The sequence below is a fragment of the Bradyrhizobium sp. USDA 4510 genome (assembly GCF_054059095.1).
Genome location: NZ_JBSSBT010000001.1, coordinates 1,732,468 through 1,747,709 on the forward strand (window position 1 = coordinate 1,732,468; position 15,242 = coordinate 1,747,709).

Here is a 15,242-nt window from a genome sequence, read left to right on the forward strand (position 1 = left end):
GCAGATAATTCCGGGACCCTGATCGTGATGGGGGGGTACGGTCACGGGAGGCTGCGCGAAGTCATTCTGGGTGGCGTGACCCACGATATGATGAAGTCGATGACGGTGCCCGTGTTCATGTCGCATTGAAGGGTACGACAACCGCCTGCGCCAGGAGTGAGATCGATGCGGCTCGGTCTTTACGCATTTGCTGTCGCCGCGGCCTTCTCCGGCGCTACGGTTTACATCGGCCTCGTTGAGCAGCCAGCGCGACTCAGGCTCAATACTCGTGCGATGATCGAGGAATGGAAACTGAGCAATCGGCGCGGCACGCTGGTGCTGTCGGGTGTGGCCGTGCTGTCGGCCGCAATCGCGCTTGTACAGTTCAGGCAGAGTGGCGACGTTCGGTGGATCATTGGGGGCACTACGATTCTGGCAAGCTGGCCGTATACCTATTTTGTAATGATTCCAGTGAACGTCTGGCTGTTTGCCGTTCGAATCGGAAAACCGGTTTCGCCGCTGCGCAGGCTGATGCGGGACTGGGGGCTCTTGGAATGGGGATACGCGCTGATCGGTTTCGCAGCCTGTGGCGTCTTCGCGTGGGCGTTGGAATTGCCGCCCTGATTGATCGCCGTCAATGTCAGAGTACCGCGCTTCGGCCAAAGTCGGTCTCTCAATGCTACAGGCGAGCGAAGGGTTCTGCCGGCGAGGGCCAATGTTGCATATCGATATTCCAACGTTGGAGGAGTTCAGGACGCTGGCGCAGATCAAGGGCGAGACCTGCGTTTCCCTGTATCTGCCGACATCTCCCTTGGGGAGTAACGCCCAGCTCAACCGTACTGTGTTCAAGGACTTGGCCAGGGACGCGCTATCGCAGCTCAGGGCAGGCGGCGCCGACAACAGCAAGATCGTTGCCTTCGAGGGGCAGTTCGATCACCTCGCGGGTGTAGAGCACAATGTCCAGGATGAAGACAAGATCAGAAGGCTCCAGCGTCGAAAGCCGGACCCGGTCGATTCGTTCTGGCATTACCTGTCTACTGGATTGGCGGTGCTCACCACGTCCGCGACAATGCGAACGTTCCGCCTGCCGGAGTCCCCAAAGCCGCTCGCCGAAGTCGCGGACCGCTTCCATCTAACACCGCTGACCCGCGCCATGACGTCGCCGCACGATATCTTCGTGCTTGCGTTGGCGGAGGAGAGCGTTCGGCTAATTCACGCCTTCGCCAATTTTCCGCCAGAACGGCTGCAGGTTCGTGGCCTGCCCAAGAACGCGGAGGAAGCGACCCGGCGGCCGTCATTTCACGTACGCGCCCCGCGCGGCAAACTGCAGAACCTCGAAGGCGAAAAGGTCCTGCTGCACCAGTATGTCAGGAAGGTCGAGCACGCCATCCGCAGTCTGCTTTCGGGACGCAATGCACCACCTTTGGCTCTTGCGGCGGAGGAGCCTCTCGCGTCGATGTTCCGGTCCGTCACTACGTATTCAAGGCTGGCCGACGAGACGATCGAAGGAAACCCAGGCCGGAAGACGGATGCCGAACTGGGAGATACAGCGATTCCGATTCTCGACCGTCTCTATTCCCGCGAATTGAGAGCTGTGATCGCGCGCTACGACGAGCTCAAGCCCCGACGTGCAACTACTGACGTTTCCTATGCGGCGCATGCTGCGACTGCAGGTGCTATCGATCAGCTCGTTGTCGATCTTGATGCAGTTGTGCCGGGTCTCGTCAGCGACTTCGATGGCAGCGTGACATATTCAGCTTCTGATGATGCCGAAACTTACAGCGTCGTTGACGAAGTCGCGCGGCGGGCGCTGTCCACCGGCGCTAGGGTCATGGGCGCCAAGCAACATGAACTACCGAATCGGGCTCCACTTACCGCCATCCTCCGCTACGCATTCCATTGAAGCACCGTCAGGCCGCCGTCAAGTGTCGCCACAGTTCGGTCGGACACCTCCGTTGTCTGCGTCCGTGTTTTCCGGATTGATGATGCTCTGCCGGTGCCCGACCAGGACTTCCCCATCGTCGAGGAACGCAACCATGGTGGTGTGCGCGCGGGCGCGCCGTCGACATTTTCGATCAACCTGGCCTTACTTCCCTTCGTCACGACGACGCAAGAGTTGGTGGTTCCGAGATCGATCCGAATTGCTTTTGACCAGGAGTTCTGCTTCGTGGCAAAAGCAATCTCTGCGGGAATGAGGGGGTGAGGCGCCGCGATGGGCTGTCGGCGATCGTATGCGGGACGCATTGGCCGAGGAGGAGGTGCTACCTACGCGTCCGCTGCTGCCGGCTCAGGCGGCTTTCTTGGCCTCCGCCTGCGAGGCGTCCTCGACCTCGATCTTCGTCGGCATGGACTTGGCCGGTTTAGGTATTGTGACCTTGAGGACGCCGTTGGACATGGCTGCCTGGACGCTGGACGGATCAATGCCGGAAGGCAACTGTAACACACACATGAACATACCGTAGATGCGCTCGCTGTGCTGCACGTTCTTGTTTTTTTGATTATCCTCGACCTTTTTCTCGCCCTGGATCGTGAGGTATCATCCTGGATCGATATTTCGACGTCCTTGCCCTCAAGGCCGGGCATCTCAGCGGTTACCTCAACGGCCTCCTCGGTCCGGTGATTTCGATGTTAGGGGTAAGCGACCTCGTGCCATCGTTTGAGGCTATTGCTTGCACGAGCTCGTTGAACAGCCCGTCGATCTCTCAATGCTGGCCGAACAGTCTGAAATTCGCTCGCGTCGGTGCGTCGCTCTCACGAAACGGAACTAATGACCTTGGCACTCTCCTTTTGCCTCGATAAGACGATAACTAACGGGCGGATAACAGGCCGGGGCCGTTATGGACTGACCACAATCCGGTCTTCGACACGGGTGATGCCTGGTGCCGACCATGCGACACGCTCAGCTTCCTCGCGTTCGATCCACGAGCGAACGGTGCCTTTCAGGATGACCTCGCTGCCGTGGGTTTCGACGGCGATGCGATTGGCATCGACCTCCGCATTCCGCTTGAACGCCTCTTGGATCCTGCGCTGAATGTCGGTAGGCTCGACCTTGGGCTTCAGTGAGATGACGTTAGTCACGCCCTTGACCCCTTTTACCTTTCGCACGGCATTTTCGGCGGTGGTTTTCTGGTATTGCCATTCCACTGTGCCTTCGAGGGTCAGCCAGCCGTCTTTGACGACGACCTTGATATTTTCGTGCGAAAGGGGCAGTTGAGCCTTCAGACTGTCAATCGCATCGCGCGCGATGTCTGGATCCGGCCTTTGATCGATCGACGGTAGCCGGACCTCGATGTCATTCGCGACGGCATGCACGCCCGCGACGCGCTTCGCCGCGTGCTCGGCTTCCAGCCGGTCACTGTAACTTCTGGTGAATCCAGCCAGTGTGACCACGCCATCCTTCACTGAGATGGCGATGTCCTCGGCATCGAGATCGGGATCCCAGTTTAACTCTTCGCGGACGTCGCGTTCTATTTCACGGTCGGATCTCATGATTGGCTCCTGGTCTGTACAATGCGGATTGTGGGATCGGCGGGTTAATTACGCTACCGATCAACGGCAATCCTAGGAGGTGTCACACGTCCAGCCATGATGCTCATCAACTTTCGCAGCAGGTTTCTCGGTGCGATCTTCGTGTAATCACTTTGCAGGATCGACCGAGTTAGCGGTTGGTTCAAATCGTGAGTGAGCCCTGCGGCCATCTGGCTGGCGGCCGGAGGCGTGCGATATGCAGCGGTTCGCTGTACAAATTTCAAGGCGGAGACCGGCTTGCGGGCGCTCGAGAGTGTCCGCCACGAGCGCGTCCTGTTTGCCTCCGCCAATTCGATCGGCGACGCCCAAGAGCGGCGATCGGGGACCGCAGAGCGAAGGTTGATGGTTCTTAGCTACCCGACCTTGCAGGAAAGATTGTGCCGGTCACCAATGCCGTTTTCGAGCAGACTTGGATTTGGCCCGTCGCTCAGGAACGCCAACGCGAGTGAGAGGTATCCAGGCGGGAGGATCGCTTGCCGGAAATGTCTCGATTAGGCTCATCAGGACGAATTCGTCCTCAGCCGGGGTCGTTTCAATTTCGCGGGGGAGCTGGGCTTTGGCCCCGCTCTTGTGACTTTGATGGCTCGATCGTCGTGGCGTCATCACAGGTCCGCTAGGCAACCGTGCCCACGGCCGCAGGATTGGTCGCCTGCTGCTGCCGCGCTCGAAGTCGGAACGAGAATATGATCAGGGCGACGCCAAAGGCGATGGCGTACGCGCCCATCCACCAAGTCAGAACGAGAGCTCCGATTAATGGCGTGAAGAAAAGCAGCGCGCCATATGCCAGCGACAGAATGCCACCCAAGACCAGCCACCATCGGCCATGCTCCAGGTTGAGGCGAGAACCCGCAGCCGTCATCAACGCGCCGGTGACGATCGCCCATGAGGCAACCAGTAACACGAAGGCAAGCACGGTAAGGCCCGGCCAGAGGAGGGCTCCGATGCCCACGGCGATATTGACCAGCCCTTCGAAGATCAGAAATCCCCAACGGCCCCTGCGGCGCATCGCGCGGACCGCCGAGACGATCCCGGCCACGCCATCGACCAGCATGTACGCGGAGAACAGGAGCGCCAGCGACAGCATTGTCGGGCCGGGAAAGATCAATGCGAGACATCCGAAGATGATGCCCAGAATGCCTCGCACCACGAACAGCCACCAGGTTGGAGCGAGCGCCGCCGTGGCAGCATCGGTATTGGCGTCCGAGGGGCCAGTGAACGTCGTGCTGGTCATGACATGCTCCCGCAATCTGATTGACCTTTGGTGATGCTTAGCGCGTGCCGGATGACGGGCGCCTTGACGGGCGTCAAAAATGTTTCCGTGCACCTTTGGGCCGTATCGATCTTCGCGGGTGACCGCTCAGTCGAAATTGTTGGAATTCTATCGGTCGTTCTCGAACTGGAGACCACGGCATTCCTCTCCTAAGCGTGCACTAAGCTTCCGGTGGAAAAGGAAACGCTTTATCCCACCCCAAATTTGTCTGATGTCCAGCACAATATGAACGAACTGCCGATTTCCGATCGGCCATTTCTGATCTAGTGGCAGATGTAATCGCGGGTACGTGGAAATTGCCTCCTGTCGGCGAGCTTGGGCGCGCGGAGCGCCGAGATACACGTCTCGCCACTACGAAGCGTGTATCGCTAGGATAATTTTGCCGACTACATGACCCTCGGCTAGACGTTCGTGCGCTTTGTGCGCGTGGGCCAGGGAATAGCATTCCGCGATCGGAACTTTGAGTTTCGCTGCGTGGGCCGCCGCGTTGAGGCGTTCGAACTCGCGAACGCCTGAAATGCCGTCGTAGCGGATCAATTCCGTGCCGCGCCGCTTCTTCGGGGCCGGCTCGATGCCGTTCGGGTGCGCCAGCCGGCCGCCCGGCCGCAGCACGTTCAGACATTTCTCCAGCGCATCTCCACCGACGAGCGCCAAGATGGCGTCGACGCCGTCGGGCGCGAAGCGGCGCGCTTGGTCATCAATGTCGATGCGCTTGCCGTCGACCACGACATGCGCGTTCATCTCCCGCACGAGTTCCACGCCTTCCTGGCTTGATGCTGTTGCGAAGACCCGGGCGCCGCGAAGTCTTGCGAATTGCACGGCAAGCGTTCCGACGCCGCCGGAAGCGCCGTGAATGATGATGGTCTCGCCCTTCTTCAGCTTCAGTGCGTCGTCAATCCCCTGCAGTGCCGTCAATCCCGTAATCGGGATCGCGCCAGCATGTCGCAGGTCAAGCCGTTTTGGGATCGGCGCGACCTTGTCGGCAGGCACGGCGACGTATTCGGCGTAGAAGCCGCCTTTCGGGTTCTCCCAATTGTAGGAATAGACCTCGTCGCCGACTTTCAACCGTCGCACCCGCGAGCCGACAGAGACGACGATTCCGGAACCGTCGTAGCCTAGTACCAATGGAAAATGCGGCTTGCGGGGCGCATAAAACCCCTCCCGGACGTCGGCATCCCACCCGCCGACGCCGGCGGTGTCGACGGCAATCATGACTTCGTCAGGGTCCAGCGGCGGCACCGCTAAAGCGTGACCAGTGATCACCTCCGGTCCGCCGAAGCGGTCGATGGCCGCCGCAAACATGGTGCGGGGGACGTGCATCGTGTGATGCCGAAAAAGCAAAGCATTGCGGGGACGATCGAGCATGGTGGCTATCTCGCGTGGGCCTTCCGCCTGCATGGAGGAAATTGCCGGCAGCGACGCTGACGTCGGTCAATTTCGGAAGGAAATGCGAGGGTCCGCCTGTGAGCCCGCCGCGCCGCCCTGTCGTTCCGCCGCGTGGACCAACCTTAACGGCCTTCAATCGCGGGTTCGGGGTGGAAGAACGCGCCCGAAATTCATGCGCGATGAGGAGGCAATGGCGAGATGCGCAGGATACGGATGGTCGTGCTGCGTAGCACTAATTCGTGCAAGCTGTGCCTGGCGATGTCCTCATGAGTTCGGGTTCGAAAGATTTGAGCAAGGGTCAACAGCAAGGCCGGCCCGAGATCACACTGGAACAGATAGCCTCAGCTCCGCGTCGAAACCACCTGATGCCTGTGAATTCGATCTGGGTAAATTGAAAACCGCGCCCGCGAAAGCGGCACCCACTCGAACGGCGCATCGGCATCGGCAAGTTGATGTCCATCAACGTGCGGAAGTAGCTAGCCATGTAGCTTGCGAGCAGACGGATCGGTGCCAGCACGATGGATCCCCAATGCAGCGCCATGACTTCGTGCGAAGCGACGACGGAAGTAGACTTCGCACGCTGGAAGAACCTCCACCCCCATTCGAATCGCACATGCGGGCGATCACCCAGACCGGTATCGCAGTCGCGGTGGTGTTGCTCGCGCTTTGGGTCGCGCGCGATTTCCTGGTTGCATTGATTTGGGCAGGCGTGATTGCCATCACGACCTGGCCGATCTATGTTAGGTTTGCGCAGCTGATTTCTGGCCGTCCTTCATCACTGCTAGCATCGTTGTTGTTTACTTGCATAATCGGCCTTGTTCTTCTCGTACCCATTGTCTTGACCGTGCGTCAGGTCGCCCAGGGGAGCGACGCTCTTGTGCACGTGCTCGATCGCCTGCGCGAGGGCGGCGTTGTTGTCCCTGCTTGGTTCGCGCAGCTGCCGATCGCCGGCAAATACCTCGATCTCTGGTGGCGTGCCAACCTCAGCAGACCCGAGGCTCTCACGGAATGGCTTCGCGGTGTAAACATCGAAAGTCTGACGAGCTGGACCGGAACGCTCGGCGGCGCACTGCTACATCGTCTCTTTCTCTTCGCCATTACGTTGATCGCGCTTTCCTTGATGCTGCGTGACGGAACATGGCTTGCGAACCGTTCGGTCGTCGCCGCTCGGCGGCTGCTCGGCAAACCCGGCACTCGCCTGATCGGCAAGATCGCCGACGCAACTCGCGCCACTGTGAACGGAACGATCGCAGCGGCGATTGTGAAGGGCGCTGTCGTCGGTATCGCCTACGTCATGGTGGGCGTGCCGCGCCCGCTGCTATTTTCGGTGATGACAATTGTGTTGGCGATGGTGCCGCTCGGCGCCTGGGTTGCGCTTGCGGCGGCTTCTCTGACCTTGGTTGTTCAAGACGGAAGCTTGTTGGCGCCTATCGGACTGTTTGTCTTTGGTGCGGCGGTGCTTCTGATCGGCGACAATTTCATTCAGCCGGCTCTTATCGGAGGCAGCGCTGAGCTGCCCTTCCTGCTGGTGCTGGTCGGAATTCTCGGCGGGATGCAGTCGTTTGGATTGGTAGGCCTCTTTCTTGGCCCGGTAATCATGGCGGCGCTCCTGACCGTATGGCGTGAATGGATCGGCATTCGGGAGTGACGGTTGGGGTGACCGTCACGAGGTCCCGTTGCTCTCTCGTCGTTCATCGGGCGGAAAAAGCGGACCGCGCGGCTTTCGCCGGCGGTCCAAGTCTTGGGAGGAGCGCCCACGCAGGGCAAGCGACGCGGGGGCGCCAAAGTCAAATCGCAAATCGAGCAGCCTCATGCATTGTCGAGGCTCAATTTTCTGCCTGGATTTTGTATTTTGCGAGAGGCTGACACCCATCAAGGTGCCGACGATCGATTGACGCAACATTGCGACTAACCGGGACGGCGAGTATCGCGCCATGCCAGATAGCGGCTTCGAAGCATTTACGAAAGTTGGCGAACCCACCACGGCCCGCGCACTCCCGAGGCGTTCTCCTTACCTGGATCGGGATCTTCAGGGTTCGACGGAGAAGCCTGGTGTAGAAGGCGCGCCGGCGCCATCGCGAAGCCGCTGGCGCCGACCGCTGTTGGCCCTTGGTCCGATCGCGCTGGTTGCCGGCGCGCTCGCGATTTATCTGATGACCGGCCGCTACGTGTCCGAGGAAGACGCTTATGTTCAGGCGGTGAGCGCGTCGATCAGCGCGCAGGTCTCGGGCCAGGTCATCGGCATCGCGGCGAAGTCGAACGCGCCGGTGAAGAAAGGCGACCCGCTCTTCAACATCGATACGGAGACATATCGGCTTGCGCTAGCCAACGCCGAAGCGCAGCTCGGCATTGCACGCGACCAGGCGCACACGCTGATCGAGACTTACCGCGCACGCCAGAAGCAGATCGATGAGGCAAGGGCCTCGGTCGACTACACGCAGGCCAATTATGAACGCCAGCAGCAGCTCTACAACACTGGCACCTCGCCTCGGGCGACGCTCGATGCCGCAATCCGCGACTTTCAGGCGGCCAAGGCCAATCTGGCCAGCTTGGAGCGGGAGGCAGCGGCGGCGCTCGCCCAGATTGGCGGCAACCTGGATTTGCCGGTCGACCAGCAATCCACGGTCAAACAGGCGCAGGCGGCCGTCGATCTGGCCGCGCGCAACCTGCGACTGACCTCTATCGTCGCACCTTTCGACGGCATTCCGCACAACGTCGAGAGCATCGCGATAGGCGTTTTTTTGAATGCCGGACAAGCCGCGTTTCCGCTGGTAGCGACGCGCGATCTCTATGTCGAAGCCAATATTAAGGAGACGGATCTCACTTATGTGAGGAAAGGAAATCCGGCGCGGGTCATCGTTGACGCCTACCCGGACACGCCGATTGCAGTGCAGGTAACGTCGCTGGCACCCGCGAGTGGATCGGTCTTCGCACTACTGCCGCCGCAAAATGCCACAGGCAACTGGGTGAAAGTCGTGCAGCGCATTCCGGTTCGTCTTTCTTTCGATCAACCCGCGAACCACCCGCCACTGCGCGCAGGGATGAGTGTCAAGATCTCGATCGACACCGGCCACCAGCGATCGCTCCGCGAGCTGTGGCGTGACTTCACCGCGATTTTCGGGGCCTGACATGGCGAGCAGCGCCGCAGGTAGCAGCATCATGAACCGCGGAATGATCACAGTAACCGTGATGCTTGCGACCCTGATGCAGGCGCTTGATACCACGATAGCCAATGTCGCGTTGCCATATATGCAGGGCAGCTTGTCGGCAACGAGCGACCAAATCAACTGGGTCCTGACTTCCTATATCGTCGCAGCGGCGATCGTTACGCCGGCGACTGGCTGGCTCGAAGCAAGGCTCGGGCGCAAGCTATTATTCCTGACAGCGGTGATCGGCTTCATTGTGACCTCGATGCTCTGCGGGGCGGCCGTATCGCTAGGACAGATGGTCGTCTTTCGGCTGCTTCAGGGTATCTTTGGCGCGCCGCTGGTGCCGCTCTCGCAATCCGTGCTGCTCGACGTTTATCCGCCGGAGCGGCAAGGACAGGCGACGGCGATATTCGGCCTCGGCGTCATGTTGGGCCCGATTCTCGGGCCGACACTCGGCGGCTGGTTGACCGACTCCTATAGCTGGCGCTGGGTGTTTTATGTCAACTTGCCGGTTGGCCTGCTGTGCGCGCTTGGCATTTTGCTGTTTCTCGGACGGCGCGCCGATCGGCCCCTTGCGCGGCGGCTCGATTGGCTCGGATTTGCGTCGCTCAGCCTGGGCATTGGTGCATTGCAGCTTTTCCTGGACCGGGGCGAGCGCCTCGACTGGCTTTCCTCTCCCGAGATTCAGTTGGAAGCCGCCCTTTTCGTGCTCGGCTTCTATCTCTTTACGGTCCACTCCCTGTCGATGGCCGATCCTTTCATTGATCTTGCGTTGTTCCGCGACCGGAATTTTGTCGTCGGGGTCATCCTGATTTTCATCGTCGGTGTCGTGCTGCTAGCGACGCTATCGATGCTGACGCCCTATCTCGAAAAGCTCATGAACTATCCAGTGCTGACGGCGGGCCTCGTGCTAGCGCCACGTGGTGTCGGGACCATGGTCGCGATGTTGTTGGTCGGGAAACTCATCCGCCATATCGACGGACGCATCTTGATCGCGACTGGTTTCGGACTGACGGCGCTGTCCCTCTATTTCATGACCGGCTTTACTCCCGACGTATCGCAGGGCACCCTGGTCCGCACCGGTTTACTGCAGGGTTTCGGCCTTGGATTCGTCTTCGTACCGCTCGGCACGGTGGCGTTCGGAACCCTTCCCTCGACGTTGCGCACGCAGGGAACCGGGCTCTTCAATTTGATGCGAAATATCGGGGCGAGCATCGGCATTTCCCTGATGAGCTATCTGCTGGTGCGCAATTCAGCCACCGCCCAGGGAGAACTGGTCGAGCACATCACCCCCTACCGGCAGGTGATACGCGACCATGCCCAGCATTTCGGTCTCGCAACCGTTCAGGGGCGGGCCGCACTTGCCCAGCTCGTTTCAGCACAGGCAGAAGCTATCGCGTTCATCGACAATTTCAAGCTGATGATGTTCGTGTCCTTGCTGGCGATCCCGCTGGTAATACTGATACAACGTCCACCCCGGGCGCCTGCAAAGAGAGTCCGCCAGGAAGGATTGTGGAAGCGTGAGACGCCAGAAGCGTGAGACGCGGCGTGTCGGAGGCCCTGATGTCGATCAAGCACGAGTTGAGGGATGCGAGAGAACGATTGGGGCTGCTGTCACTGTATCAACGCTTCGAGTACGTCGTCGTCATGTTCCTCACGGCGTTGATTGCCGTCATCGTCGTCGCCGCCATGTGGACCCTGACCTTGAAGATCTTGTTTGGCCTGGTTCTCGCTGGAGGATTCGATCCATCCGACTACTCGGCGTTTCAGGCTGCATTCGGCATGATCCTGACGGTGATCATTGCACTCGAGTTCAAGAAAACGCTTCTGGTGGTTGCTGAGCGCCGTGATACCGTTGTCCAGATACGCTCGGTCGTGATGATCACGTTATTGGCTATCTGCCGGAAGGTCATCATCCTCGATCTCACAGAGACGGACGCGCTGCACATCTTGTCGCTGGCGGCGGCGATCGTCGCGCTCGGCGTTATCTATTGGCTGATAGGTCGTCGCGATCTGGCGGAGGACGAGATGGCCTGACGTTAGTACGAAGCGCTATCAACTGCTGACGAAAGCCGGCAGTTTCGGGGCGCACTACCTCCGACGGAGGGAAAGGTTGAACTTAAGGTAATGGGGAATAGCGTAGGCTGGCCTACAAGACGGACGAAATCGTTGACGGCGACGATGGCATCGATGTTACCGTCTTTGCCGAAGATGAAATCATTGATACTCCGACCGTCTCGCTCTTCATTGACGGCAAGGTTTAGCTTTGGGCTACAGAAGGGTAGCCTTGGGCAAGCTCGTTCGTTGAGTGCGTGAGTCCGAGTTTCCTGCGGCAGCACGATTGATCCACGGAGCAAGAGCGACGATCGTCGAGACGACCGTCGCTGGCGATGGCAACGAGAAACGGGATTTGAAAATCAAATCACTTTCGGTTGCTGCCCGGAGACGCGCCATGCGATACACGCGCGTCGCCGGTATCATCCGACGAGATCAATCTAGCTGCGGATCGTTACCGAGAAGGCCGGTCCAAGGTATTGGTCGTCGATCCGCTGGTATTCGATCCCGTGGTGCTCGAATCCGTCGTGGTGCTGTCCATGACGATCTGCGTGACGAGCTTGTTGTCGGGATCGATCAGCACGATCCGGTCCGGCAGTTTGACGAAGAGAAGGTTCTTCGTCTCGGGAACCTTATCGGTAACGTTGTCCGGCATCGACTGCGCTGACATGGAATCGGGAACTTTATTGCCAACCTGCGGTTGCTCGCCGGAAGGCGCGGGCTGTGATGGCGAAGACACGAGTCCCTGGCTGACAGCCTGTTGCTGACTTGCCGTCAAATCGGGGTGAACGTCGCCAGAGGCGCGCTGGGCGGCGGCGAAGCTTACGCTGCCAAGAAGCGCAACGGCGATTGCGCCTCCGCGAATTAGTTGGTGCATGATCGTCTCCTGAATAGACTAAGGGATCAACCGAGGCGGTCGGGGATACCACGACACTCGAGCCGCTTGGTGATCAGGTATTTATACATGTGACAGAGCCGGGCACGTTGACTGCCGTCAAGTTCACACGAGTTTCGTGACTTGATAATTGATGAGGATGAATTGATCGTGCGACTTGGATGCCTTACGGAACCCGCGGCCATCCGAACGCATCCATCTACGGTCCTTCCGATCCGCGCCGCTCGACCGGCAGGTACTCCACGCCGCCGCCGCTTTGCATTCGGACGGGTTGCGGATAGAGCTTGAGCAGCTTGAGGACGTTGTGCGGCATGTCGGTGCTCACGGGCAAGCCGAGCGACGTCGCGACGGAGGCCCATATCGGATAGTCGTGGGTCCAGGTGCCGGAGGTTAGGGTGTCCGCGACGGCACCGGCTTTCTCCGCGGATAGTCGACGGGTCAGCAACTCGCATGCGGCCTGTTTGACCTGCGTGATCGCCTTGCGGCCGACGTCGGCCATGACCAGCGTGCGGTCGTCGACCTTTGCAATCGGCTTGTCTGCCAAGACCTTGATCAGCGAGGCGGCCGGCGAGTCCCCGAGTTGCGGATCGATCGGGCCCAGCATGGAATGCTTGCTCATGACGATTTCGTCAGCGGCGAGTGCGATCAGCGTACCGCCCGACATGGCGTGGTGTGGCACAAAGACGGTGACCTTCGCTTTGTGCTCCCGTACCGCTTTGGCGATCTGCAATGCGGCCAGGACGAGTCCGCCCGGAGTATGAAGCACGAGATCAATCGGCACATCGGCGTCCGTCATCTGGATAGCGCGCATCACGTCCTCGGAATCGTTGATGTCGATGTAGTGCGCAAGCGGAAAGCCGAGAAACCGCATCGTTTCCTGCCGGTGCACCAGCAGGATCACCCGGGACTGTCGCTCGCGCTCGATCTGCGAAATCTTGCGTACCCGCAAGACTTCGAGAAACTGCTGCCGCAGCATCGGTTGGAGCGCTGAGAATATGAAGAACATCCAGACAATATCGCCTGTCGACATCGTGTCCTCCTCAGCGAGCGGAACGCTGGTTAGTCGTAACGACTAGGCCAAGGGCAAAACGCTGCTCCGCGTGCAGAGCACAGAGATGTCGTCTTCATCCGAACTCGCACGGGGAACATTGAGCGCCGTCGTGTCGTGCACCATGATCGTTGTCAATATTGCGTGGCTCAAGGCGGCGCAAATTGACCTTCGTATCGCATTGGAATTGATGCCTCTTCCAACAGAGGCGCTACCATTTTCTTAGGCCGACCGAACCGAACAATCTGGCGAGCCATCCCCTCGCAAAATTAGTGCAACTCGTTCTTCCATCAGGGAGATGAACGACGAGCCTGGTCCCCAATTCCCGCGCAGCTGCTTGCGCGGCAAATTCGGCGTTTTCCCTGGTCGGATAGTGACCGAGCTCGCACCCCTTGTCGTCGCGAACGACCCAGTCGTCGAAATTGTCGTCGGGAAAAACGTGAATGGCCGCAACCATAGGGGAACTCCGCACCACGTACAAAGATACTGCAATGTCGAACAGGGCGCCGTGATAAAGATCAATTTCGTGCCCGGTCCGGGCCGGGGTGGTGGTGTGTGAGAGAATGCGAAACTGATGACAATTATCAAGGAGGAGGCTGATCCGTCCGTCGAACTTCCAATCGCCGCGGGGAAGGCCATTTCGGACTCTTCCGCGCGATGCTTATGGAATTCTCGTTGCAAGAGGGCTGATTTGCGAGCTTCGCAATCAGTTCGCGTTCTCCTGCTTGCACACGAAGCCGTTCTGGCTGTTCCTACAATGGGTGCCGGCTCAGTGCTTCGTGATCATACTCTACCGAGAAGCGGCACGATCATCCCTCCATTGACGGACGTCATGGTCGGGCGAGACCTTGTTGGGCAAAGTTCTTCCAAAAGCTCGCTGCGAACCAAGCTGCGAGCCAAGGTGTATTGCTCGCGATCAGTGCCTATTGGCAAGGCAAGCGGCGTTTTCGCTCCCAGCGGATAGGCGGGAGAGATAGCGGTCGCCGCAGCGCATTTCAGGAAGGAAAGTGACGATGCGCAATCCTGCCGCTCTAGCGATTGAGGACCAGCTAGTAGCCATCCCGGCGGGCTCGGAATCGCTCTACGGCAGGCTGACGGTGCCGCTAGAATCCAGCGGCCTTATTCTCTTCGCGCAAGGCAGCAGTGGCTTTCACAATCCTCGCAGTCGCTACCTGGATCGCTATGTGGAGCGTCTGCTCAACGAGTCCAATCTTGCGACTCTCCTTGTTGATTTGCTGACGGTCGAGGAGCAAGAAATAGACCTCCGCACGAAAAGGTTGCGGCTCAACATTGCGCTGCTCGGCGAACGGCTGATTGGTGTAGCCGATTGGATCACGCAATACCCGGATACGAAGGGCCTACGGCTCGGCTATTTCGGAACTGACACCGGCATAGCGGCAGCATTGGAAGCGGCGGCGGTACGTTCCGATCAAGTTGGTGCGATCACATCGCGAGGAGGCCGTCCCGATCTTGCCGGTGCTGCCTTGGTGCGCGTCTGCGCACCGACGCTGCTCATAGTAGGCGGAAACGACCTTGAGGCGGTTAAGCCGAACCGGGAAGCGTTCAAGCAGCTGAAATGCGAAAAGCAATTCGCCCTCGTGCCAGGCGCAACACGCTTCTTCGAGGAGCCCGTTGCGCTGGACGAAGTGGCAGCGCTGGCGCGTCGGTGGTATTACAGACACCTCGTTGGGTGAACTCGATCCGCGAAGAGGCGGCAAGGGATCGGTTGAACGACCGTTTCGAAGCCGCTGCGCGAAGCCTGGACGTAAGACATCTAGAGGCGGAGTTCTCGCAGGCTGCCGACGTCAGGGATGTCAAGACCGTTTACCGACTACTCGTCAGCGAGTTCAGCCAAGTCGGACAAAGCGAGGGCAGGCCGCACGCGGAGCGATTGGTCAGTATAGGTAACTGCTGTCTTCTCATATTTCTGTA

15 protein-coding genes and 1 pseudogene are annotated in these 15,242 nt (G+C 59.4%); 8 read left to right on the forward strand and 8 right to left on the reverse strand.

Going from position 1 to position 15,242, the window contains the following annotated elements; translation table 11 throughout:
- Positions 1 to 27 precede the first annotated feature (27 nt).
- The 3 genes from ACVMDN_RS07735 to ACVMDN_RS07745 all read left to right on the forward strand — a co-directional run bounded on the left by ACVMDN_RS07735 (position 28) and on the right by ACVMDN_RS07745 (position 1,882).
- Positions 28 to 129, forward strand: a complete 102-nt coding sequence (locus ACVMDN_RS07735; protein ID WP_456843688.1) for a hypothetical protein — start codon at positions 28 to 30, stop codon at positions 127 to 129.
- Positions 130 to 165: 36 nt separating this feature from the next.
- A complete protein-coding gene (locus tag ACVMDN_RS07740) occupies positions 166 to 603 on the forward strand; it encodes a DUF1772 domain-containing protein (protein WP_253587547.1) in 438 nt (145 codons plus the stop codon).
- A 91-nt stretch (positions 604 to 694) separates the two neighbouring features.
- On the forward strand, positions 695 to 1,882 hold the full coding sequence (locus tag ACVMDN_RS07745; protein ID WP_225646002.1) for a baeRF11 domain-containing protein: 1,188 nt from the start codon (positions 695 to 697) through the stop codon (positions 1,880 to 1,882).
- Between the two features lie 63 nt (positions 1,883 to 1,945).
- Here the strand turns inward: ACVMDN_RS07745 and ACVMDN_RS07750 are convergent.
- The 5 genes and pseudogenes from ACVMDN_RS07750 to ACVMDN_RS07770 form a co-directional block, all read right to left on the reverse strand.
- Positions 1,946 to 2,160: pseudogene (locus ACVMDN_RS07750) on the reverse strand (Hsp70 family protein); the annotation flags it as partial.
- Between the two features lie 106 nt (positions 2,161 to 2,266).
- The gene (locus ACVMDN_RS07755; protein ID WP_309249328.1) at positions 2,267 to 2,506 is read right to left on the reverse strand and encodes an Hsp20/alpha crystallin family protein; all 240 of its coding nucleotides are present in this window, start codon (positions 2,504 to 2,506) and stop codon (positions 2,267 to 2,269) included.
- Between the two features lie 308 nt (positions 2,507 to 2,814).
- Entirely contained in the window at positions 2,815 to 3,468 is a 654-nt protein-coding gene (locus ACVMDN_RS07760; RefSeq protein ID WP_283090013.1) for a BON domain-containing protein, read from the reverse strand.
- Positions 3,469 to 4,120: 652 nt separating this feature from the next.
- Positions 4,121 to 4,738, reverse strand: a complete 618-nt coding sequence (locus ACVMDN_RS07765) for an HdeD family acid-resistance protein (protein WP_253587544.1) — start codon at positions 4,736 to 4,738, stop codon at positions 4,121 to 4,123.
- A 390-nt stretch (positions 4,739 to 5,128) separates the two neighbouring features.
- Positions 5,129 to 6,142, reverse strand: coding sequence for an NADP-dependent oxidoreductase (locus ACVMDN_RS07770; RefSeq protein WP_253587543.1), 1,014 nt, complete (start codon positions 6,140 to 6,142; stop codon positions 5,129 to 5,131).
- 634 nt (positions 6,143 to 6,776) lie between these two features.
- Here ACVMDN_RS07770 and ACVMDN_RS07775 point away from each other — a divergent pair.
- From ACVMDN_RS07775 to ACVMDN_RS07790, 4 genes are all read left to right on the forward strand, one after another.
- Entirely contained in the window at positions 6,777 to 7,811 is a 1,035-nt protein-coding gene (locus ACVMDN_RS07775) for an AI-2E family transporter (protein ID WP_253587542.1), read from the forward strand.
- Between the two features lie 286 nt (positions 7,812 to 8,097).
- Positions 8,098 to 9,291, forward strand: a complete 1,194-nt coding sequence (locus tag ACVMDN_RS07780; protein WP_253587541.1) for an HlyD family secretion protein — start codon at positions 8,098 to 8,100, stop codon at positions 9,289 to 9,291.
- A gap of 1 nt (position 9,292) precedes the next feature.
- Positions 9,293 to 10,852: a DHA2 family efflux MFS transporter permease subunit gene (locus ACVMDN_RS07785; RefSeq protein WP_253587540.1), complete on the forward strand. Its 1,560-nt coding sequence runs from the start codon at positions 9,293 to 9,295 to the stop codon at positions 10,850 to 10,852.
- A gap of 23 nt (positions 10,853 to 10,875) precedes the next feature.
- Entirely contained in the window at positions 10,876 to 11,349 is a 474-nt protein-coding gene (locus ACVMDN_RS07790; protein ID WP_225646010.1) for a phosphate-starvation-inducible PsiE family protein, read from the forward strand.
- A 472-nt stretch (positions 11,350 to 11,821) separates the two neighbouring features.
- Here ACVMDN_RS07790 and ACVMDN_RS07795 read toward each other — a convergent pair whose 3' ends face one another.
- From ACVMDN_RS07795 to ACVMDN_RS07805, 3 genes are all read right to left on the reverse strand, one after another.
- Positions 11,822 to 12,244 (reverse strand): hypothetical protein, encoded by a 423-nt coding sequence (locus tag ACVMDN_RS07795; protein ID WP_253587539.1) that lies wholly within the window; start codon positions 12,242 to 12,244, stop codon positions 11,822 to 11,824.
- 217 nt (positions 12,245 to 12,461) lie between these two features.
- Complete coding sequence (locus tag ACVMDN_RS07800) at positions 12,462 to 13,292, reverse strand: SDH family Clp fold serine proteinase (RefSeq protein WP_253587538.1); 831 nt, start codon at positions 13,290 to 13,292, stop codon at positions 12,462 to 12,464.
- 229 nt (positions 13,293 to 13,521) lie between these two features.
- Complete coding sequence (locus ACVMDN_RS07805; protein WP_456835386.1) at positions 13,522 to 13,767, reverse strand: DUF2188 domain-containing protein; 246 nt, start codon at positions 13,765 to 13,767, stop codon at positions 13,522 to 13,524.
- A 556-nt stretch (positions 13,768 to 14,323) separates the two neighbouring features.
- On the opposite strand from ACVMDN_RS07805, the gene ACVMDN_RS07810 reads away from it, so the two are divergent.
- Positions 14,324 to 15,004, forward strand: a complete 681-nt coding sequence (locus tag ACVMDN_RS07810) for an alpha/beta hydrolase (protein WP_253587537.1) — start codon at positions 14,324 to 14,326, stop codon at positions 15,002 to 15,004.
- Positions 15,005 to 15,242 lie beyond the last annotated feature (238 nt).